16 protein-coding genes and 2 pseudogenes are annotated in these 20,930 nt (G+C 72.2%); 8 read left to right on the forward strand and 10 right to left on the reverse strand.

Annotated elements, in window-relative coordinates:
- Positions 1–424: 424 nt before the first annotated feature.
- Entirely contained in the window at positions 425–1,033 is a 609-nt protein-coding gene (locus tag R4Z62_RS32585) for a helix-turn-helix domain-containing protein (protein WP_064536973.1), read from the reverse strand.
- 233 nt (positions 1,034–1,266) lie between these two features.
- On the opposite strand from R4Z62_RS32585, the gene R4Z62_RS32590 reads away from it, so the two are divergent.
- Both R4Z62_RS32590 and R4Z62_RS32595 read left to right on the forward strand, forming a co-directional pair.
- Positions 1,267–2,298 (forward strand): alpha/beta fold hydrolase, encoded by a 1,032-nt coding sequence (locus tag R4Z62_RS32590; RefSeq protein ID WP_491521684.1) that lies wholly within the window; start codon positions 1,267–1,269, stop codon positions 2,296–2,298.
- Between the two features lie 248 nt (positions 2,299–2,546).
- A complete protein-coding gene (locus R4Z62_RS32595) occupies positions 2,547–2,813 on the forward strand; it encodes a hypothetical protein (RefSeq protein ID WP_491521685.1) in 267 nt (88 codons plus the stop codon).
- A gap of 216 nt (positions 2,814–3,029) precedes the next feature.
- Here R4Z62_RS32595 and R4Z62_RS32600 read toward each other — a convergent pair whose 3' ends face one another.
- The 5 genes from R4Z62_RS32600 to R4Z62_RS32620 all read right to left on the reverse strand — a co-directional run bounded on the left by R4Z62_RS32600 (position 3,030) and on the right by R4Z62_RS32620 (position 8,013).
- A complete protein-coding gene (locus tag R4Z62_RS32600; RefSeq protein WP_355482358.1) occupies positions 3,030–3,986 on the reverse strand; it encodes a PfkB family carbohydrate kinase in 957 nt (318 codons plus the stop codon).
- Positions 3,983–5,458 (reverse strand): purine-cytosine permease family protein, encoded by a 1,476-nt coding sequence (locus tag R4Z62_RS32605; RefSeq protein WP_491521686.1) that lies wholly within the window; start codon positions 5,456–5,458, stop codon positions 3,983–3,985. The genes R4Z62_RS32600 and R4Z62_RS32605 overlap by 4 nt, the downstream gene beginning before the upstream one ends.
- Positions 5,459–5,574: 116 nt before the next feature.
- Positions 5,575–6,567, reverse strand: a complete 993-nt coding sequence (locus R4Z62_RS32610) for an ADP-ribosylglycohydrolase family protein (RefSeq protein WP_355482356.1) — start codon at positions 6,565–6,567, stop codon at positions 5,575–5,577.
- Entirely contained in the window at positions 6,564–7,286 is a 723-nt protein-coding gene (locus R4Z62_RS32615) for a GntR family transcriptional regulator (RefSeq protein ID WP_491521687.1), read from the reverse strand. Before R4Z62_RS32615 ends, R4Z62_RS32610 begins: the two co-directional genes overlap by 4 nt.
- Before the next feature lie 361 nt (positions 7,287–7,647).
- Complete coding sequence (locus tag R4Z62_RS32620) at positions 7,648–8,013, reverse strand: transposase (RefSeq protein WP_491521688.1); 366 nt, start codon at positions 8,011–8,013, stop codon at positions 7,648–7,650.
- A 443-nt stretch (positions 8,014–8,456) separates the two neighbouring features.
- Between R4Z62_RS32620 and R4Z62_RS32625 the strand changes: the two are divergent.
- Positions 8,457–8,642: pseudogene (locus R4Z62_RS32625) on the forward strand (heme-binding protein); the annotation flags it as partial.
- Positions 8,643–8,784: 142 nt separating this feature from the next.
- On the forward strand, positions 8,785–9,630 hold the full coding sequence (locus R4Z62_RS32630) for an SDR family oxidoreductase (RefSeq protein WP_491521689.1): 846 nt from the start codon (positions 8,785–8,787) through the stop codon (positions 9,628–9,630).
- Between the two features lie 76 nt (positions 9,631–9,706).
- On the opposite strand, the pseudogene R4Z62_RS32635 reads toward R4Z62_RS32630, so the two are convergent.
- The 3 genes and pseudogenes from R4Z62_RS32635 to R4Z62_RS32645 all read right to left on the reverse strand — a co-directional run.
- Positions 9,707–10,082 (reverse strand): annotated as a pseudogene (locus tag R4Z62_RS32635) (Tn3 family transposase); the annotation flags it as partial.
- Positions 10,083–10,229: 147 nt separating this feature from the next.
- Complete coding sequence (locus tag R4Z62_RS32640) at positions 10,230–11,183, reverse strand: YsnF/AvaK domain-containing protein (protein WP_355482347.1); 954 nt, start codon at positions 11,181–11,183, stop codon at positions 10,230–10,232.
- Positions 11,184–11,541: 358 nt separating this feature from the next.
- On the reverse strand, positions 11,542–12,465 hold the full coding sequence (locus R4Z62_RS32645) for an MFS transporter (RefSeq protein ID WP_491521690.1): 924 nt from the start codon (positions 12,463–12,465) through the stop codon (positions 11,542–11,544).
- A gap of 731 nt (positions 12,466–13,196) precedes the next feature.
- Between R4Z62_RS32645 and R4Z62_RS32650 the strand changes: the two genes are divergently transcribed.
- Positions 13,197–17,432: a Pls/PosA family non-ribosomal peptide synthetase gene (locus tag R4Z62_RS32650; protein WP_491521691.1), complete on the forward strand. Its 4,236-nt coding sequence runs from the start codon at positions 13,197–13,199 to the stop codon at positions 17,430–17,432.
- Positions 17,429–18,217 (forward strand): BPL-N domain-containing protein, encoded by a 789-nt coding sequence (locus R4Z62_RS32655; RefSeq protein ID WP_491521692.1) that lies wholly within the window; start codon positions 17,429–17,431, stop codon positions 18,215–18,217. The genes R4Z62_RS32650 and R4Z62_RS32655 overlap by 4 nt, the downstream gene beginning before the upstream one ends.
- Positions 18,218–18,297: 80 nt before the next feature.
- Here the strand turns inward: R4Z62_RS32655 and R4Z62_RS32660 are convergent, their stop codons facing one another.
- Complete coding sequence (locus R4Z62_RS32660) at positions 18,298–18,534, reverse strand: hypothetical protein (RefSeq protein ID WP_491521693.1); 237 nt, start codon at positions 18,532–18,534, stop codon at positions 18,298–18,300.
- 161 nt (positions 18,535–18,695) lie between these two features.
- On the opposite strand from R4Z62_RS32660, the gene R4Z62_RS32665 reads away from it, so the two are divergent.
- Complete coding sequence (locus R4Z62_RS32665) at positions 18,696–19,373, forward strand: response regulator transcription factor (protein ID WP_064536983.1); 678 nt, start codon at positions 18,696–18,698, stop codon at positions 19,371–19,373.
- Positions 19,374–19,376: 3 nt separating this feature from the next.
- On the forward strand, positions 19,377–20,753 hold the full coding sequence (locus tag R4Z62_RS32670; RefSeq protein ID WP_491521694.1) for a sensor histidine kinase: 1,377 nt from the start codon (positions 19,377–19,379) through the stop codon (positions 20,751–20,753).
- The last annotated feature ends 177 nt before the right edge of the window (positions 20,754–20,930 follow it).

A 20,930-nucleotide genomic window follows, 5' to 3' on the forward strand; every position in this document is an offset into this window, starting at 1 on the left:
CCGGAGTACTCTTCGCCGCGCTCCGGCTGCCCGGGTGGGCCCACTGGTACCGGCCAGCGCCCCGGGCACGCACTTGTCCCGGGTCCGGTCGCTGCTGTCGCTCGTGCAGAGCTTGGCGTTGGTGGTGCCAACAACATACTGGGCCGGCTCGCGAACGCCCCCGGCCCCGGGAGCGCGCTCCTGTGGTGCGCGTCCGCCGGCCGCGGTGCCGTGGGCATCGGCCTGACCTCGGCTTCCCCAGGGGCTCCACGCGCGGTCGGCCCGGCCCCGAGGAGCGGTCCCGGGCCGACGCAACAGCGAGGCGGAACAAGCATGCTGACGCTCTGTCAAAAGCTGCCCACCCGGCCTGCTCGACGCTGATCCAGGGCACCGCCTTCCCGCGCCCTTTGCGCCACCGACGCGCGCACGGAGTCTCCCGCTGAGTTCACCGCTGGTTGCCGGCCTGCTGCGATCGATGAGGGTCGGTGCGTACGTGTGCACGCATCCCTTGCAGACCGAACAGGATGAGAAGCTCCACCACGCCGCCGTCGGCGCTGCCCAGCCAGTGGGGGAGGGACGTGTCGAACTCGGCTGTCTCACCGGGCGGCAGTGTCAGGTCGCGCTCACCGATCACGAGCCGCAGGCGGCCGTTGAGCACGTAGAGCCACTCGAAGCCTTCGTGGGTCTGCGGGGTCGGTTCGAGTGGTTCCGGCGGGCCGGGAATGATCATCTTGAACGCGTGCACCCCGCCCGGTCGCCGGGACAGGGGCACGAACGTCATCCCGAATCGCCTGATCGGCTTGAGGTGGATCCGGGGGTCGCCCGTGCGCGGGGCACCCACGAGGTCGTCCAGCGGAACGCCGTAGGTACGCGCCAGAGGCAGCAGCAGTTCCAGGCTCGGTCGGCGCTGCCCGCTCTCCAGTCTGGACAGAGTGCTCTGCGACACCCCGGTCGTCGCCGCGAGGTCGGCGAGGGTGATGCCGCGGTCACGACGCAGCGTGCGAAGACGCGGCCCCACCGCGTCGAGGACGTCGTCGTCCGTCTTGCGATCCATCCGGCCATCTTGCCGTAACCGCAAGATCCCGTGCCAGGTCTCGGGGTGCCTGGCGAGACTGGGCGCACACCGGCCCGAGAGCCACTCGCGAACAGCCGCTGTGCCTCGGACCTGTTCGGCCCGACGTTCTCCACCGGCCGACAGGCGGGTCGCGCACACATCCTCCGCGAACCCGCCTCGACGGCACGACCGGCCGTCGACCCGTCGATCCCCCACCTCCAGGACAGGAACCCATGATCACCGCACCATGGCCGTCGCCGCGCCCCTTCCTCCGATCCGCGCACACGGTGACAATCGTCCTGCTCACCCTCCTCCTCACGATCGCCACCGCGGCCTGCTCCGCACCGGCGGCGGACGGCGAGGTTCCCGCCTACGCCGCCGCCACCCAGGGGGATCCCCGGTTCGAGCACACCTTCCGGCACGGTTTCGCCGATGTCGACGGCGTCCGCATGCACTACGTCACCGGCGGCAGCGGCACGCCGGTCGTACTGATCCACGGCTGGCCGCAGACCTGGTACGGCTGGTGGCCGATCATGCCGGAACTCGCCGAGCACCACACCGTCTACGCCGTCGACCTCCCCGGCCTGGGAGACAGCACCGGGTCACCGACCGGGTACGACAAAGCCACGCTGGCGCGGTACGTGCACACGCTGATCGCCGACCGGCTCGGGGTGCGTGACGCGCGTGTCGTCGGGCACGATTTCGGCGCCGCGGTGGCATTCCAGTATGCAAGCCGGTTCCCCGACGACACCGCACGCCTCGGCTACCTCGACCTGCCGCTGCCCGGGCCCGTGATCGATGCGCGCACCTACCGCTCACTGAGCTGGCACATCGCCTTCCACTCCCAGCGACGGATACCCGAGGCGGTCGTGGGTGACCATGTCCGCGAGTACCTGGCGCTGTTCTATCCCCAGGTATCGTTCGGGGGCACGGCGTTCGGTGGCACCTCCGACCGGTCCCCGTTCACCACCACCGAGATCGACGAGTACGCACGGACCTACAGCCGGCCCAAGGCTCTGGTGGCCGGCTTCGAGCTCTACCGCGCCCTCGACAAGGACGTGCTCGACACCAAGGCGGCAGCACCTGCACGTGTCCCCGCTCTGCTCATGACCGCCCAAGGGCAACTCGACGCGATCCGGCGCACGGTGGCCCCGCGCATGACCGACATCGTGCGGGCGGTGGACGTGCCGAAGGCCGGGCACTGGCTCGTCGAGGAGAACCCCCGGTTCGTCACCGCCGAGCTGCTGCGTTTCCTCGCCGGATGACCCTGCTGCCCGAGCGGTCCGGGATCCGGTTCCGCAGCCTCGCCGCGTGGTTCACGACACGCCGGTGCGGGTCTCTTCCACGGACGCCTAGGTCAGGCGTGGAGTGCCGGTCCAGGAGGGCCCGCAGACGGTCGATTCCTCGGCCGTGCTCAGCGCGGGGAGCGCGCCGCCCGCCTGGAACAGCGGCTCAACGAGCTGACCGGTCTCGACCCGGTTCTTCGGGGAATCGAGGAGTCCTGCTCACCTGCGTGCACCGCGTTGCGGACGCCCGCGACCTGCTTCTCCGCGAGGCCGTCGCGTCGCTGTCCCCTTCCGGGGAACGGGTCGCCGCACTGGCCCGGCGGCTGTCGGTCAGCGAACGCCATCCGCGCGACCTGTTCGCCGGCCATGTCGGCCTGACCCCCAAGCGCTTCGCCCGCATCCAGCGGATCCGCGCCGCGCCGGCCGGGGCGGGATCCGCACAGTGGGCGGCGCTTGCCGTCGACACCGGGGTTACTACGACCAGTCCCACCTGACGGCTGACTTCCGCACGCTCATGGGACTCTCGCCCACCGCCTTCCACGCAGGCCGCCTTCCCACCCCGACGCCCTGTCCCACGTGACGTGACCGCGTACCGAACGAGCGCTGGTCGCGTCGGTTCCCGTCGGGGCCCCGCGCCTCGGGCGCTTCCACCGGCGGGTGTCCGGCGCATCTGTGCGGCGCCTCCCCGTGCGTCTGCGGCGCGCAGGACCCTAGTCGAAGAGCTGACGTCCGAGGGGGTCGTCCCCGAGGAAGCGGGCCAGTTCCCTGCGGTCCGGTGCGGTGGCCGGGCCGCTTCGGGTCACCGCGTAGGCGGCGGCCGCGTTGGCCCCGCGCGCGGCGGTCAGCGGGTCGTGCCCCTGCCCGAGCAGGGCGAGGAACGAGCCGACATGCGCGTCTCCGGCGCCGTTGCTGTCCACCGCCTCGACGGGGAAACCCGGCACGTGCGTCGGTGCCTGGCCGGGCGCCGCCAGCCAGCAGCCGTCCTTGTCCGCCCGGACGAGCACCCCCGCACCCGGCGCCAGCCGGTCCCGCAGCGCGGTGGCGGCGGCCCGCGGGTCCTCGTGCCCGGACAGCAGCCGGGCCTCGCGGGCGTTGGCGCTGAGCCAGTCCGTGCGGGCCAGGACGGGAGCCAGCACGGTCTCGGGGATGTCGGCCACCAGCGGCGCCGGGTCCAGGCAGACGGTGACGTCCGCCGGCAGCCCGGCCGTGAACGCGGACAGCAGCGGGCCGTTTCCCGGCAGGACCAGCCCGTAGCCGGAGAGCTGGAGCAGGTCGCCGGGCCGCAGGCGCGCGGCTACCGCGTCGACGTCCGACTGCGTCAGGGTGGCCTCGACGCCGAAGCTGGTGACGAAGGTCCGTTCGCCGTCGCCGTCGATCAGGGCCACGGTGAAGCCGGTGTCGCCGTCCGTACGGGCGGGCAGCAGCGGCACGATGTGTTCGGCCGTGAGCGCCTCCCGGACCAGGTCTCCGTGCGGGCCCGTGCCGTGCAGCCCGGCGAAGACGGCCTCCGTGCCGAGGCGCCGGGCCGCGACGAGGGTGTTGAAGCCGCCGCCCGCGGTTGTCTCGGTGCGGGTGCCGATGACGTCGCCACCGCGTTCGGGCAGCGCGGGCACCTCGATGACCAGGTCGGCGATGACATTGCCGGCGAGGACGAGTCGGCGGGTCATCGCCGGACCTCCTGAAGGGCCGGGGAGCCGGTCACGCCGTCGCGGTCCGCGGCGCCGGGACGGCGGCCGAGCAGGGCGTACACCGCGGCGCCGACGGACATCGAGATGGCCCAGCCGAGCCCGTTCACCCCGAGCCAGGTGTCCGCGAGCGGGCCGGCGAACCACACGTCGGTGTCGCTGGTCGACGCCTTGGTGAAGAGCAGGCCGGCGACGATGGCGGCGGCCCAGCCCGCGACGGCGGGGAGCCGGAAGCCGCCCGAGTACCAGTACCGGCTGGTGCGGGTGGTGTCCATCAGCGCCTCGGGATCGTAGGCGCGGCCCCACAGCGAGTCCACCGCGATGACTCCGATCCAGGCCGAGATGGGCACGGCCAGCAGGGTCAGGAAGGTGGAGAACGGCCCGTAGAAGTCGTCGGCGATCAGCATGAAGTAGATGCCGCCTGCGAACATCAGCACCACGTCGAGGGCGACGGCGGCGGCCCGCGGCACCCGCAGTCCGAGGGTGATCATCGTCAGGCCGGCCGAGTAGGTGGAGAGGTGGTTCGACATCAGCAGTCCGCCGAAGGCCGCGACGAGGTAGGGGATCGCCATCCAGGAGGGCAGCATCGCGTTGATCGCCGCGACCGGGTCGGAGGCGGTGGCCAGGGACTTGTCACCCGCCGAGAGCAGCGAGCCGAGCGAGATCAGCAGGACCAGCGGGATGCCCGCGCCGAACGCCGAGGCGGTGATCAGCCTGCGGCCCGGGATCGCGCGGGGCAGGTAGCGGGCGTAGTCCGCACCGGCGTTGGCCCAGCCGATGCCGGTGCCCGAGGCGATGAACCCGATGCCCGCGACCACTCCGCTGACCGGGCCCGCAGGGGTGTCGAGGACCTTGGTCCAGTCGACGGTGGCGACCAGGAAGCCCATCACGACCAGGTTCAGCAGGCCGAAGACGACCGTGGCCCACTTGTTGATCCACATGATGGTGGCATGCCCGAGGCCGCTGATCAGCAGCGTGCAGCCGATGAAGACCAGCAGGCAGACGACGGTGAGCACGGTGTTCCGGCCGACGCCGAACGCGGTGTCCAGCAGCGCCAGCAGCGCGTACGCCGCCGTGGTGGTGGAGATCGTCTCCCAGCCGACCCGGCTGAGCCAGCTGATCAGGGTCGGCCCCGCGTTGCCACGCTGGCCGAAGACCGAACGGGAGAGGGTCAGGGCGGGCGCGCCGCCCTTCTTGCCCGCCAGACTCAGGGCGCCCACCAGCGCGAAGGAACCGAAGGCCCCGACGACGGCGACGAGCACCGACTGCCAGATGTTCAGGCCGCGGAAGGCGACGAGCGTGGCGCCCAGGGGCAGGCCCAGGATGCTGATGTTGGCGGCGAACCAGGTCCAGAACATCTGGCCGGCCCGGCCGTGCCGTTCGCTTTCGGGAACCGGCTCGATTCCACGGGTCTCGACGGCGCCGACGCGATCGTTCGTCTTCGAAGCGGTCATGACGGTACCTCCTTGCGGTGTGCGTGTGCGTGTGCGTGTGCGTGTGCGGGGGAGCGGGTGGGAGGAGAGAGAAGGGCGGAGGCGGGGGAGAGAGGGACGGGGCGGGCGCGGGCCGGTCAGCGCAGGGCGAGCAGCTCGCCCGTCAGGGCTTCCAGGTCGAGGGAGTTGACCGTACGGAGGGTCCGCACGGCCTCGGCGGGCAGCGCCGCGAGACCGGTGACCGACCCGGCGACGGCACCGGCGATCGCGCCGATGGTGTCGCTGTCGCCGCCGAGGTTGGCGGCGAGCAGGGCGGCCCGCCAAGGGTCGCCGTCGGCCACGGAGAGGACCGCGAAGGCGGCGGGCACGGACTCCTGGCTGGCGACGCTGGTGCCGACCAGGGTGACGATCCGGTCGAGGGCCTCGGCCTCCGGCAGACCCCGGACCAGGTCCCAGGCCCAGGCCACACGGGTGGCGATGTCGGCCCCCGCGACCCAGTGCCCGCGCCGGGCACCGGCGCGCGCCGCGCTCACCGCGGCGGCCACGGCCTGCTCCAGCGTGCCACCGCCGACGCCCGCGCTGACGGCGGCGGCGACCGCGGCGGCGCCCGCGATGCCGATGTTCGTGTCGTGCGTGACCTGGCAGGACTCCACGACGTGGTCGAGGAAGGCGTCCAGCGGCCCGGCGGCGCGGGCGATGCCCACCGGCGTGACGCGCATGGCGGCGCCGTTCGTCGTGCCGGTGCGCCCCGCCTCGTGCGCCGGGACGCCGCGGGCCACCGCGTCCAGGGCGGCCTTGGTGGAGGGGCCAAGGAGGTCGAAGGAGCCCTTGGCCTTCATCTCCTTCTCCCAGGCGAGCAGTTCGTGGGCGAGCCGCAGCGGGTCGATCCTGCCCCGGCCCTCGGCGATGAGCCGGCCCACGATCACGGCCTGGTCGGTGTCGTCGGTCACGGATCCGGCCGGCATCCCGCCGCTGATCGGGTTGTCGGGGTGGGCGGGGACGAAACCGGTGAGGGTGCCGTAGCACCGCACGACGTCCTGGCGGGACATCGACTGGGTGGGCATGCCGAGGGCGTCGCCCAGGGCGAGCCCGTAGTAGGCGCCGAGGGCGCGGTCGAGCCGGTCGGTCACAGTCGGCCTCCTCGGCCTGATCGGATGTGCAGTTCGAACCGGGCCGGGTCGAGCAGGCTGGTGACGTGCTCGACCACCGAGCCGTCGGCGGCCCGGTACACCTGGCTCAGGCGCAGAAAGGACTCACCCTGCGCGCGGTGCAGCAGAGCGGCCTCGGCCGGGCCCAGCCCGCGCACCGTCACCAGCCCCTCGCCGGACTCGGTGACGCGGCCCGCGGCGACCAGGGTCCGGCTGAGCGAGCCCCCGTCGAGGCCGCGCTCGGGCAGTCCGGCCAGTTCTCCGGTGGCCGGCACCCTGCTGTGCTCCAGGGAGACGCCCTGCCCGTCGGGCAGCCGCCTGACCCGGTCCAGGGCGACGAACGCGCTCGACGCCAGCCCCAGCTCGGCGGCCAGCGCGTCGTCCGCCACCCGCTCGAACCGGACGGTCTCCGTCGACAGCTCGGTGCCCTGCTCCGCCAGCGCCCGGGTCCAGCCCAGGCGGTGGTCCAGCGGTGCCCCGCCGTCGAAGGTGACGAACGAGCCGATCCCGGCGTGCGTGGCGATGAGTCCCTCCTCGCCGAGCACCTGGAGCGCCTGCCGCAGGGTGGTGCGACTGACGCCGAAGCGCTGGGTGAGGGCGTGCTCGCCCGGGAGTCTGCTGCCGTCTGAATGTATTCCGGCGCGGATCTCGTCGGCGAGGACACGGGCGATGCGATGATGCTTGTGTACCTGTCCAGGCATGTCTAGACAGTAGATGGACAAGCGTGGCGAGGTCTATATCCCTCCGCCATTTTTTTGCGGGAGCGACGAAGCGAACACGAGGCGAGGGTGTCCCGCGCCCCTGGGCCGCCCAGGGTACGTCCGACCGGGCACTGCTTCCTGGGACACCGCGACCGATGACACGGTGATCGTCCACGGCCTGCTCCACACCGGCGCGGGCCCGGGGGCATGCGGATCCTGCACGCCCTACAGCCGTGGCAGGTGGTGGTCAGGGGCCGGGGATCTGACCGCCCCCGCCCCGGGAAGGCGACCGGGATGAACTCCACTCAGCAGATGGCGGCGGCCCAGGAGGCGGTGATCCCGGCGTCCAGCGCGGCCTGGATCATTTTCCCAGGCCAGGCGGGGCTTGGTGGCGAACTGCACATCCTGGGGTATCCCGGCCTCGCGGCGGCGTTCGGGGTCGTGGGACCAGGAGCGTTCGGGCAGACAGGGCCGACGGCCGATCAATGCCCCGTCCTCGCTCGCTGCCGTAGGCGAGGAACACACCGACCTGCGAGTTCTCGATGCGTCCCGCGGTGCCGGTGTACTGCTGTTGCACGCCCACCGAGGCGTGGCCCCTCTCCACGAAGCCGGTCTCGTCCACGATCAGCCCCTCGCCGTCGGTGCCGAGGTGGTCGACGGTATGGGCGCGTAGGTCGTCACAGACGGCATCGGCGTCCCAGCGGGTGTAACGCGACAGGCGCTGCATCGGTCCGGGCCGGACATGACCGGCCTGTTCGGCCCGCTGTCAGCAGTTCTTCGCGTTCGACGCCCGACGGCAGGCCGAGCAGATGGCCGCGGGCGGTCGCCCGCGGCTCAACCCGGCCGAAGCGGCCCGCGATCCGTGCCATGGCTGGGTCGAACGCCATCCGCCAGCTGGCAGGGTCTGCGCTATGGCCAGCGGCCACCGCACGATCTTCGTTTGTCCACACACCAACCGATGATGACGCGGTGGCCGTGCCCGTTCCCGGCCGGGTCCACAGCAGGATCACGAAGTCAGACTGGAGTGTCAGCGCTGTTTTTTCGGCGAGAACTACTGGAAACGCCCGACAAGAACACGCCGACGACCCTACGAATCTGTTCGAATGTCGAGGGGCACAGGGTGGTTGTGCCGAAAGGCGGCCTGACGTCGGAGGATCTACCGTCTCTCTTATGCGCGGCACACACACTGTGGGTCTCAGCGATGCCCGCCGGATCATCGACGCGGGCATCGCCGAGGCGGACCGTACCGGCTCTCCCGGCAACATCGCCGTCGCGGACGCGGGCGACAGTCTGGTCACTCACGTGCGGATGGGCGGAGCCCAGCTTGGTGGCATCGAGCACTCCATAGACAAGGCACACACCAACGTTCTGGAACATCACCGTGGCAGAGGCCGCAGCCTTGTAGAGAGCCGACCGAGGATACGGCGGCAGGGACAGGGGCATCCGGGAACCGGTGACTGGAACAGGCCGGACATCAGCACAGGAAGGCTCAACCACCATGGCGGGACCGATTCTCATCACCGGAGCGGGCAGCGGCTTCGGCAAGGAGGTCGCGCTGCGGCTCGCGGCAGCCGGGTACCAGGTGATTGCGGGCGTGGAGATCATCGCGCAGGTAGCCGCGGTTCGTGCCGAAGCGCGTGAGCGGGGCGTCGACCTGCGCGTCGAAAAGCTCGACGTCACCGACCCCGGCGACCGCGAGAACGCCTGGACCTGGGACGTCGAGGTTCTCCTCAACAACGCAGGCGTATCCGAAGGCGGCGCCACCGCCGACATCCCCGAGGAACGGCTGCGCCGCCAGTTCGAGGTCAACGTTTTCGGACCCGTCCTGCTCACCCAGGGCATCGCCCGTCAGATGGCCGCGCGCCGCAGTGGGCGCATCGTCTTCATGTCCTCGGTCGCCGGACTCACCGTCGACCCGTTCACCGGTGCCTACGCCGGATCGAAGCACGCGGTGGAGGCGTTCGCCGACGCGCTGGACCAGGAGCTGGCCGAGTTCGGCGTCACGGTCGCCACGATCAATCCCGGGCCCTTCCTGACCGGTTTCAACGACACTATGTTCGAGACGTGGAAGGAATGGCGCGACGATCCCGCCGGCCGCCTCTACGACTACGCCGAACTGGCCTTCCCGCACGAGCAGTACGACCCCGAACCGGTCTATGAGCGCACGGTACGGGTCCTGCTCGGTGAGGACCGGCGCTACCGCAACCTGTTGCCCGAAGAGATGGAGCCGCAGGCTCGCCAACAGGTTGATGCCCTGTGGGACCGGCAGCTCAACGACGGCAGCCGTCCCGCCCTCGTGCAGAAGGCGTACGACATCACTCCAGGCACACCGGTCCAGGACTGACTCCCCACAGCCCGGGCAGCCCGTCAACTGTCTTTCTGCACCTCCCACCACAGGGATCGGTCCCGGCTGACGCCCACTCGTCGGCGGTGGCGGCGTGCTTGTCGCGCGGGAGGCCGCAGCCCGCCGGGGCAGATCGGGAAGGTGGAAGTGGAAGGAGCACCGGTCGAGCACGTTGACGTGGTGCCGCACGAACAGGGAGATCCGGGCGACACCCTCGTCGCGGACGTCGAATCCGTCGGCGCCGAGCTGGGCGAGGACGGCGTCCTGTAGCGGGTGTTGAACAGCACGAGCGCCTCCGGGCCCAGGCCGAGCGCTCCGATCTGGCCCTCCATGCCGTCCTGGTAGCGCCGGCGGGGCTGCCCGCGCCGCCCGTGGAAGATCTTCAGCACGAGGGCGCGGCCTTCCTTCCGTGTTCTCGGTGGCTGGGATGACGGCCTCAAGACAGCCGAGGTGCTGCAGGACGGTCGGTCGGGTCGTACGCGCGGACCTGGTCGGCCAGGACACCACCGAGCGAGGGGCGGGGCAACGACCCAACGGGCTGCCGGGGCGAGACGACGCCCCGGCTGCCCGCGCTCCGTTTGCCGCGGCTTCCGCGCCGCCTACCGTTCGCGCTCCTGACGGCGGTCGGGACCAAGGGGTTCGTCCGCGTCCTCGCCGCCCTCGATGCGCTCCTTGCGGACCTGGCCTCGGACCCGCTCCTCGTGCGTGTGCTCCTCGGTGGTCAGCCTGACTCGTTCCACCGGCACGGCCTCGGTCTGCGACACCGGCCGCTCCTCGTGCAGGACCACCTCATGCTCGGCCTCGGTGATGTCCGGCCCGGACATGGCGGCCTCACGGTTGGCGTCCGTGATCGGCTCGCGTTCGACCCGTACCTCCTCACGGCGGACCGGGACGATCTGCTCCACGTCCTCGGTGACGACGTACTTGCGCAGCCGGGCACGGCCCGCCTCCTGGCGCTCCACCCCCACGCGCATCTGCTCCTCCGAGCGCGTCATGGCGTCATCGCGGGCCGCCGCAGGCCGCTCACCGGCACCAGCCCGGGCGCCCGCCCCGGCCGCGGTGTCCGCCGTGCCACGGTCCGCGGCGCGCTCGGCGGTATCGGCGTCGGCGGGACTACGCCCGGGGCCGCCGCGGCCCGCCCGGCCGGCCGCACCTGCGAGTCCCGCTGTTCCGGCCGCACCGGCCGTTCGGCCCCTGTCGCCACGGCTGCCAGCGCCGTCGTGCGGGCCTTCGCCCCAGTTCAGGCCGTAGTAGTCGTACAGCTGATGCTCCTCCGGCTCGGAGAGATGGCCACCGGAGTCGATGTCGATGTGCGGCGCGCCCTTGATCTTGTCCTTGCGGTACGGCACCTTGAGGTGATCGTCCACCACCACGGCCTCCCGGGTCGGCACGAACGACTCATGGGTGCCGAACAGGCCCGTCTTCACCGTCACCCACTCCGGTAGACCGGTCACATCGTCCAGGTAGACGTGCTTGGCATCGCCGATCTTGTGACCCTCGCCATCATGAACTGCGTGGTCCAGGACACTCGGGATCTGCTGTTTGGTGATCACGTCCGTCGCCTTTCTTCCTGAGTCCTTGCACGAGTGCACCGGCCCGAAAGGGGCGAAACGGTCCTTTAGGGGATGAATCTGTCTGTTGATGCTGTAAACGTCAGCTCCTGCTCTCGGCCCCTCGTGCGAGGCGGCCGAGTTCGCGCTCGCAGCCGCCCTGGTGCCCCGACGGCACCTACGACTGCACCCTTGACCAAGACACCCTGCGCCTGTCGATCTGCTGTCCCATCCAGCAGGCGCCGGCCGACCGACCGCATCAATCCGACAGGCCGGTTCCGGCGCCCCCGGCATCGGCCGACGGCCGCATCCAGCTCCCTGGCCACCGGCTGCGACAGCGGCTCCCCTACTACGGCGCGTTTCACTTCAGCGGGCTGGTCACGGGTGTGGTGTCTTCCCGCACGTCCTCCAGTGAGCGCCCCTTCGTCTCATCGACGAAGAAGAACACGAGCAGCCACGAGAGGAGAGCCATGAACGCGTAGACCCCGTAGCTACCCGCCAGGGAGAGGTCGCGCAGGCTCGGGAACGTGAAGTTGAGCAGGACGCCGGCGAGCCAGTTGGCGGCGGCGCACGCCGACAGCGCAAGGCCGCGTATGCGGTTGGGGAACATCTCGCCGAGAAGGACCCAGACGGCCGGGCCCCAGGAGACGGCGAAGGCCACGACGAACAGGTTCGCGCCGACAAGAGTGACCGGCCCCCAGATCCCGGACAGCGCGGGCTCACCGTCCGCGGCGGTGGTGGCGGTGGAAAAGCCCACCGCCACCGTGACGAGACTCAGGAACATGCCCGTCGATCCGGCGAGCAGCAGCGGGCGGCGGCCCACCCTGTCGATGAGCAGAATCGCGACCACCGTCGCGGCCACGTTCACGAAGGAACTCAGCACCGACAGCGTGAACGCCGCCGACTCGCCGAAGCCGACCGACTGCCACAGCGACGTGGAGTAGTAGAAGATGACGTCGACGCCGACCAGGGCCTGAAGGGCCGCGAGCCCGATCCCCGCCCAGACGACAGGGAGGAGGACGCGCCGCCGGTCGAGGAGGTCCTGGAAGCGGGCGGAGCGGTCGGCCCGCAGCGTCGCGGTCATGCGGTCGGTCAGCGTGGCGGCTTCTTCGGCCGTGATGCCCTGGAGCCTCTGCAGCACGTCGCGCGCTTCGGCGGCTCGCCCGCGCGCGACGAGGAACCGCGGCGATTCGGGGACGGTGAAGGAGCCGAGTGTGGCGCCCAGCAGGGTGACGGCGACGATAGTGCCGAGGCCAATGGAGCGCTTCGTGTACTTGCTTCCCACCTGGTGCTACTTCCTCTGGAACCTCAGGTCCCAGTCTCCAGGTGTCCACGATCAGGGGGAAGCCTTACTGCTGGCACACCCCGGTTCATTGGCCACCCAGCAAGAAGCTGACGTCCCGAACCTATCCGTCAGCAGGGTTGAGCGGCTGATCGCTCCGTACCGCATCGTTCGAGGCATCAGGGACCCTCCACCGTCAGGCCCCGAGCACCCCCAGCGCTACGAGACCCGCCCGCCACGGCATCCGGCCGCAGAGCCTGCAAGGGCGGCGGCGTGCGGCGCACAAGGGGCCGCCGGTCGCCAGTACGTTGACCAGCCGCCCCCTCAGTCAACGGGTACGAAGGCGTCTTCCCGGGACACCGCGACCGATGACACGGTGATCGTCCACCACCACCTCCGACCGCTTTGTTCGCTGCCCGCCTCCGCAAGGCCTCGTCACACCTGTGTGGCCGGATTCCACCGCCGGTATCGGCCTGAAGATCATCAGGGGCGCTGCGGGGACGGCCCGTCGCCGGACCGGTCGTGGTGCGCACCCGGGTGCGCCGGTGCCGGCTATGGAGGGTCCGGCGCGGACGGCCGGCCACCCGCACTCGCCCGCGCCCTGCCCCGCTTCCGCACAGGCGCACCCGCTTCTCAGCGTCTTCTCAGCAAGCTCCGCCCACGCTGGAGGAGTCGCAGGAAGCCCGCCCAGGGGCGGCCGAGCAGTACGTCCCGAACAGAGGGAAAGGAAGCCCATGGCTCCCCGTACCACCACCACGCCCGTCGTTCCGGCCCCCGGCCCCGGCGTCCCGGACATCGCGAGCCCCGGAGGCATCACCGGCGGACTGAACCGCTTCTTCGAGGCCGCACGCGACCGCACCCCGGCGGCCCTCGCCCTCGTATGCGGGACGCGGCGGCTGTCCTATGCCGACCTCGACGCCCGAGCCGACCGGGCGGCTCACTACCTGCGCACCGCCGGGATCGGTCCGGGAAGCCGCGCCGCCATCCTGCTGCCCCGCTCCGTGGACCTGTACGTGTGGCTGCTGGGTGTGTGCAAGACGGGCGCGGCGTTCGTGCCGATCGACCCGGCGGCGCCGCCCGACCGGGTCTCCTTCATCCTGAACGACGTGGACGCCGCCGTACTGCTGACCACGTCCGCCCTCGCGGCCCGCACAGCCCGCGGAGCGGAAGGTGGGGCGTGCCGGGTCGTCCGCACCGACACCTGCGCCGCGGAACTCGCCACGCTGCCGGCCGTCCGCCGGACGGCGGACGAGGACCCGAGCGGTACGGGCGACCCCCTCGCCTACATCATGTACACCTCGGGATCGAGCGGGAGGCCCAAGGGCGTGGAGATCGCCCGGTCGAGCATCTGCAACTTCCTGCGCGTCGTCGCACCCGTCTACGGCGTCCGGCCCCAGGACCGTGTGTACCAGGGCATGACCCTTTCCTTCGACTTCTGCCTGGAGGAGATCTGGCCCACCTGGACGGCAGGCGCCGCGCTCGTCGCCGGGCCGACGGGAGCGGGCCACCTCGGCGCCGAACTCGCCGACTTCCTGGAGGAGCGCGAGGTGACCGTCCTGTACTGCGTGCCGACGCTGCTGGAGACCATCCCGCGTGACCTGCCGCGGGTTCGTACCCTCGTCGTGGGCGGCGAAGCCTGCCCCGCCTCACTCGTCCGGCGCTGGAGCCGCCCCGGTCGGCGTGTCCTCAACACCTACGGGCCGACCGAGGCCACCGTCACGGCGACCTGGCAGGAACTGCTCCCGGGCCGGCCGGTGACCATCGGCCGGCCCCTGCCGACGTACCGCGCCGTCCTCCTCGACGAGCGGGGGCGCCGAGTGCCGCATGGCGCGGTCGGCGAGATCTGCCTCGGCGGTCCCGGTCTGGCCCGCGGCTACGTGGGCCGCCCCGATCTCACCGCAGACCGCTTCATCGAGCATTCCCCCGCGGCTCACGGCGGCCGGCTCTACCGGACCGGAGACCTCGGCAGGGCCACCGGCGAGGGCGAGATCGAATACCTCGGCCGGGCGGACGCGGAAGTGAAGATACGAGGTTACCGGGTGTCCCTGGACGAGATCGACAACCTACTGCTGGAGGACCCCGCCGTGGCCCAGGCCGCCACCGCCCTCACCACCCCGCCCGACGATCGGCAAGCGGGCGATGACGAGGACGGGGGCGATGACCGCGACCGCTTCCTCGCCGCGTACGTGGTGCGTGCCGATGACGGTCCCGGCGCATCGCGGCCGACCTCGGGCACCCCGCCCGCACCGGGTGCCGACGGCACAGCCGCGAACCACTCCGAGGACGACGACACCCTCACCGCCCGGCTGCACGAGCGACTGCGTCGCTCGCTACCCGCCTACATGGTGCCCGTGACACTGGACTTCCTCGACCGCCTGCCGGTCATGCCGAGCGGCAAGACCGACCGCGCGCGGCTGCCCGCGCCGACCGGCCGCCGGTTCGCCGCCCGCACGGGCCGTGTGGTACCGGCCAGGGACGAGACGGAACGGCGGGTGCGCGACGCCTGGGCGCGGGTGCTCGGCATCGCTGCTGACCAACTCTCCGCCGACGCGGACTTCTTCACCGGACTCGGCGGTCATTCCCTGCTCGCGGCGCGCGCCGTCTCGCTCCTGCGCGACCACCCCGACGCCGGCGGCGGCCGCGACGGCACAGCCGGTCCCACCCTCCGCGACCTCTACGAGAACCCCACCGTGCGCGCCCTCGCCGCACGTCTGCGCACCCGCGCCGCCACGGACGGCGGCCGTCGGCCCGCGGCGCCGCGTTCCGCACCCCTGCGGCACAGCGGTGCCAGGATCGCGCGCGCCGGACTGGTCCAGGCCGTGGCCTTCTACGGGCTGCTGCTCCTGCTCACCGGGCCGGTGGCGCTCTCCTACGCCCTGCGTCACGGGCAGACCTCGGCCGCGGGAGCCGTCGCGCCGACGATCGCCGTACTGGCCGGCTACCTGGCCGTACGCTGGCTCCTCCCGGTCGTCCTCGCCCGGCCGCTGGCGGCGGGCATCCGTCCAGGCCGCTACCCGCTGTGGGGGGCCACCTGCCTGCGGCTGTGGGCGCTGGACGTGCTGGTCCTCGGGATCAGCCCGCTGCGGGTGCTCAGCGGATCCGCGTTGATGGGCCCCTACCTGAGGCTCCTCGGCGCACGTATCGGTCCCCGCACCACCATCGCCACCAGCCTCGTCGGCCTGCCCGCACTGCTGCGCGTCGAGCACGACGCCGCGATCGGCTACGGCGCGACGCTGCGGCCGTGGCAGGTCGCCGACGGCCGCGTCACCGTGGCCCCGATCACCGTCGGCGCGGGCGCGTACGTCGGTGCCAACGCCGTCCTCGAACCCGGAGCCCGCCTCGGTCCCGGGGCCGCGCTCGGCGAGCAGTCCGTGACGGGCCCGCACGACCCGCTCCCCGCCGGCGCGCGCCGCGCCGGATCACCCGCCCGCCCCGTCACGGCGCTCTCGCCGCCCGTCGAGACGATGCTGCGCACCCGCTTCGGCACGGACGGCACGCACACCGCGCCTGGTGCTGACACCCGTGAACCGGACCGCTGGCGGCTCGGGCACGTGGCCGCCGCCCTGCTCGGACTGGCCCTGCTGGAGGCCGTCGTGGTCGCCGCCGCTCTGCCGGGCGTCACGCTGTTCTGGTGGGCCTGGCTGCGCGCGGGCACCGCCGGGGCACTGGTGGCCACCGCGGTGTCCGGTCCGCTCTTCGTCATCACGACCTGCCTGGTCGTCGCCCTCGGCAAGCGGCTGATCCTGCCGAGGACACCGCCGGGCATCCACCCGGTGCGGTCGGCGCTCGGCGTGCGCAAGTGGATCGCGGACAAATTGCTCGAACACAGCCTGCTCCTCACCAACTCGCTGTACGCCACGCTCTACACGGTGCCGTGGCTGCGGCTGCTCGGTGCCCGGGCCGGCCGTGGCGCCGAGGTCTCCACGGCGTCACACATCGATCCGGACCTGCTCACCCTCGGCGACGGCGCCTTCGTCGCCGACATGGCCGGCATCGGCGTCGCCACCTTCGCCGCCGACCGTGTGCCGTTCGCCCCCACCGAGGTCGGCGGGCGCGCGTTCGTGGGCAACGCGGCCCTCGTGCCCGCCGGAACCCGGCTCGGTCCGGGCAGCCTCGTCGGCGTCGGCACGGTGCCGGCCGACGAGCGGGTCCCGGCGGACAGCACCTGGCTCGGCTCGCCCGCGCTGCGGCTGCCGGTACGCCAGGACAGCGGGACGTATCCCGAGAAGCTGACGTTCCGGCCCACCCGCAAGGCCGCGCTCGTCCGTCTGGTGATCGAGTTCTTCCGGGCCACCGTGCCCGCCTCGGTACTCGCCACCAGTGCCTTCCTGTACCTGCTCGGCCTGACCTGGACGGCCCGCGGCACCGGGCTCGCGGTGCCGCTGCTCGTCTCCCCGCTGCTCGCCGCGGGCTCGGCGCTGGCCGTCCTGGGGTTCTGCGTCCTGGCCAAGTGGGTCGTCGCCGGCCGGTACCGGCCGCGAGTGGAGCCCCTGTGGAGCCTGTTCGTGCGGCGTACGGAGTTCGTCACCGGCCTGTTCGAAGCGGCGGCGGTCCCGGCGGGCGTCGGAACCCTGGTGGGGACGCCGTTCCTGCCGCCGGTGCTGCGCGCACTCGGCGCCCGCATCGGCCGGCGCACCTGGATCGGCACCACCTTCCTGACCGAGTTCGACCTGGTCGAGGTGGGGGACGACGCCGCCGTCGGCATGAACGTCTCCCTCCAGACACATCTGTTCGAAGACCGGGTGATGAAGATGTCCACGGTGTGCGTCGGCCCCGGCGCGAGTGTCGGCACCCGCACGATCGTGCTCTACGACACGGTCGTGGGCGCCGACGCCCGGCTCGGCGCACTCTCGCTGGTGATGAAGGGCGAGCGGCTCGCACCGGGAACGTCCTGGCGCGGGCTTCCCGCGGAAGCGGGCGCGGAGGAAGCCGCGGACACACGCGGCGGAGGTCACGGAGGACGCGGATGACGACGCGTGGAATCCGGGCCCACCGCCCGCCGAACGGCAGGCGCGCCCCGGAGCCGATGCGCGCCGACGAGGCCGATCCCACCACGACACACCGCCTCGGTACCGCCTCCCGCACCGCTTCCCCCGACCGTCGCCTTGCCCTCGTCTACCGCGGCCCGGCCGCGCTGCTGCCCGGATGCTCCGAGACGGTGGCCGAGATGCTCGACGCCGGACCGTGGGACCTGGACGTCCGGTTCACCGGTCCCGACGAGACGCTCCCGCTCTCGGCGGAGTCCCTGTCGCAGGCCTTGCTGTACGCCCAGCCCGGCGGCGGTGAACTCGCGTCCGCCTACCGGAGACTGCGCCGGCACCGCCGCGACCTGCGCGCCTTCGTCCGGGGCGGCGGCCGCTACCTGGGGTTCTGCCTCGGCGGCTACCTCGCAGGGGCCACACCGGGCTTCGGCCTGCTGCCCGGGGACACCGACCGGTACATCTCCTCACCGGGCGCGACCGTCCGCCACGACAGGGACGCCCTGGTCAGGGTGACCTGGCGGGGCCGTCCCCGCACCCTCTACTTCCAGGACGGCCCCCTGTTCGCCCTCGACGAGCACGCCGGCGCCACCGTCCTCGCCGCCTACGACAACGGCGCCCCGGCCGCCCTCGTGACCAGGTTCGGAGCGGGCCGCGTGGCGGTCACCGGCCCCCACCCGGAGGCCACGGACGACTGGTATCTCGACCACGATCTGCCGGTCCAGCACACCCGGGACCTGGCCGTCGACCTGGTGGACTCGGCGCTGCGCGAGTGACCCGCACACACAAGGACCGGCCCGCGCCACGAGGGCGCGGACCGGCGCACATGTCCAGCGGCTCCCGTCAGCCGCCCCCGTCAGCCGAACGGCCGCTCGGCGACGCGGGCGGCGCGTACCCGGCACTCCCGCTCGTCGGGGTCCGGCTCCCGGCGTTCCACGGTGCGCCGAATGCCCGCCGCACGGCCGGGCGCGCCACGCTCACCCGCCGCCGCCGCCGCCGCCGCGCGCCGCACGCGCTCCCGTGGCGGCCCGCTTGTGCCGGGGCTTCGGTCGGGGCCCTCGCGGTCCGCCAGGTCCCGTGTCGTCTCCGTCATGATCTCGACCTCGCCTTTCCGTTCTCACGGCCCGGTCCTTCCTGACATTCCCATCCTCCGGCCGGGGCGCTGAGAAGAGGCTGAGAGCGCACCCGTTCCTCAGTGTCCTCTCAGGAAACAACCGCCGCGGTCCGGCGTTATCGTGGAGCGGAGAGGCCGCCATGCGGATGCTGATCATCGAGGACGAGCGCGCGCTCGCCGGGGCCATCGCCGAAGGGCTCGCCGCGGAGGGCTTCGTAGCGGACGTCGCGTACGACGGGATCAACGGTCTGTGGCGGGCACAGTACGAACGGTACGACGTCATCGTCCTGGACATCATGCTGCCCTCGCTGTCGGGATACGACGTGCTGAAGCGCCTGCGGTCGGCCAGGATATGGACTCCGGTGCTGGTGCTCACCGCGAAGGACGGGGAATACGATGAGGCGGACGCCCTCGACCTCGGCGCCGACGACTACCTCAGCAAGCCGTTCTCCTACGTGGTGCTCGTCGCCCACCTCAGAGCCCTGCTGCGCCGAGGAGCGCCGGCCCGGCCCGCCGTGCTCACCGTCGACGACCTCGCCCTCGATCCCGCCCGCCGCCGCTGCCGTCGCGGTCACCGGGACATCGACCTGACGGCACGGGAGTTCACGCTCCTGGAATATCTCGTCAGACACAAGGACGAGGTCATCAGCAAGACGGACATCCTCTCCCACGTGTGGGAGGAGCACTTCGACGGCGACACCAACATCGTGGAGGTGTATGTCGGCTACCTCCGGCGCAAGATCGACGTTCCGTTCGACCGCCGGACCATCGAGACCGTCCGCGGCGCCGGCTACCGGCTGCGCGGCGGCGCGAGGTGAGAGGTGGCCCCCGGCGTCCGGTCCTGGTGGGCCCGCCGTTCGCTGCGGCTGCGCCTGACCGCCGCCGCGGCCGTGGGCATCGCCGCCGGACTGGCCTCGGCCGCCGTGCTGCTCGTCGCCTGGCTCCACGCCAGCCTGATCGGCGGTCTCGACCAGACCGCCCTCGAACGCGCGCAATTGGTGGCCTCCGACCAGGCCGGCGACCGCATCACCGCAGAGTTGCCGGTGACCGACCACGGGGAGGTCGCCGTCCAGGTCGTCGACGGCAACGGGGCCGTACGCTCCAGCTCGCCCAACCTGCGGGGGCGGCCACGGGCGTTCACCTTCCCCGCGAGCCGGTCCGGCACCCCACACGCCTACACCGTCCACGACATCCCCGTGGGCGAGGGCGGCGCCTGGCGCGCCGTCGGCGTCCCCGCGGGCACGCGGCACACCCCCCTCACCGTGTACGTGGCCGTGCCCACCGAGGGCGTGGACCACAGTCTCGGCCAGCTCGCCGCAGGCCTGGCCACCGGTGTGCCCGCGGTCGTCGCGCTGCTCACCGGTGTGGTGTGGCTGCTCACCGGGCGCGCGCTGCGGCCGGTGGACGCCATGCGCGCCCAGACCGCCGAGATCAGCGCCTCCGACCTGAGCCGCCGCGTCGACGTACCGTCCGCAGGTGACGCGCTCGGCCGGCTCGCGGCGACCTTCAACGACCTGCTCGCCCGCCTCGACGCCGCGACCCGGCGCCAGCGCCGGTTCGTCGCGGACGCGGCCCATGAACTGCGCAGCCCCCTCACCACTCTGCGCACCCGCCTGGAGATCGCCGCCCGCCATCCCGGCTCGACCGACGCGCAGAACCTCGCGCGCGGCCTGCTGCACGAGACCGAACGGCTCAGCCGGCTCGTGGACGACCTGCTCGGGCTCGCGCAACTGGACGCCCGCCCCCGGCTGCGGGCCCGGCCCGTCGATCTCGACGAGATCGTCTTCACCGAGGTGCGCGACGCCCGTCGGCGCACCCGGCTCCTGGTCGACCAGCACGCCGTCGGCGCGGCACGGGTGACGGGCGACGCGGACGCCCTCTCCCGTGTCGTACGCAACCTGCTGGACAACGCGCTGCGGCACGCCGCCACACGTGTCGACGTCAGCCTGCGCACGGACGACGGAACCGCGCGGCTGATCGTCGCCGACGACGGCCCCGGCATCCCCGAAGCCGACCGGGAACGTGTCTTCGGACGCTTCACCCGCCTCGACGACGCCCGCGCCCGGGACACCGGCGGCAGCGGCCTCGGCCTCGCCATCGTCCGTGACGCCGTCACGGCCCACCACGGCAGCACCCGCGTCGAGGACAACGGGCCCGGCGCCCGGCTGGTCGTCCTGCTGCCGACGGAGCCCCCGTGAAGCGAGGGCCCTGTTCGGAGGGTAGGGACGGCTGCGTGTCGGCTGCCGACCCCCTGCCCGGAGCGGGAGGCAGGGACGGGCTCCCACCGCCCGCGGCATACCGGTCCATGTCGCCCAGCCCATCGGCACCGGCCCCGGGGGATGAACACCACGCCGACCGGCCGGGCCACCGGAAAC

The organism is Streptomyces sp. PL-25, from assembly GCF_058344915.1.

Excerpts from the sequence above, each read along its gene's own strand:
- R4Z62_RS32660 (WP_491521693.1), bottom strand. The coding sequence starts at position 18,534 with ATGACGGAGACGACACGGGACCTGGCGGACCGCGAGGGCCCCGACCGA.
- R4Z62_RS32630 (WP_491521689.1), top strand. The coding sequence starts at position 8,785 with ATGGCGGGACCGATTCTCATCACCGGAGCGGGCAGCGGCTTCGGCAAG.
- R4Z62_RS32620 (WP_491521688.1), bottom strand. The coding sequence starts at position 8,013 with ATGCAGCGCCTGTCGCGTTACACCCGCTGGGACGCCGATGCCGTCTGT.
- R4Z62_RS32650 (WP_491521691.1), top strand. The coding sequence starts at position 13,197 with ATGGCTCCCCGTACCACCACCACGCCCGTCGTTCCGGCCCCCGGCCCC.
- R4Z62_RS32585 (WP_064536973.1), bottom strand. The coding sequence starts at position 1,033 with ATGGATCGCAAGACGGACGACGACGTCCTCGACGCGGTGGGGCCGCGT.
- R4Z62_RS32615 (WP_491521687.1), bottom strand. The coding sequence starts at position 7,286 with ATGCCTGGACAGGTACACAAGCATCATCGCATCGCCCGTGTCCTCGCC.
- R4Z62_RS32590 (WP_491521684.1), top strand. The coding sequence starts at position 1,267 with ATGATCACCGCACCATGGCCGTCGCCGCGCCCCTTCCTCCGATCCGCG.
- R4Z62_RS32605 (WP_491521686.1), bottom strand. The coding sequence starts at position 5,458 with ATGACCGCTTCGAAGACGAACGATCGCGTCGGCGCCGTCGAGACCCGT.
- R4Z62_RS32655 (WP_491521692.1), top strand. The coding sequence starts at position 17,429 with ATGACGACGCGTGGAATCCGGGCCCACCGCCCGCCGAACGGCAGGCGC.
- R4Z62_RS32665 (WP_064536983.1), top strand. The coding sequence starts at position 18,696 with ATGCGGATGCTGATCATCGAGGACGAGCGCGCGCTCGCCGGGGCCATC.
- R4Z62_RS32600 (WP_355482358.1), bottom strand. The coding sequence starts at position 3,986 with ATGACCCGCCGACTCGTCCTCGCCGGCAATGTCATCGCCGACCTGGTC.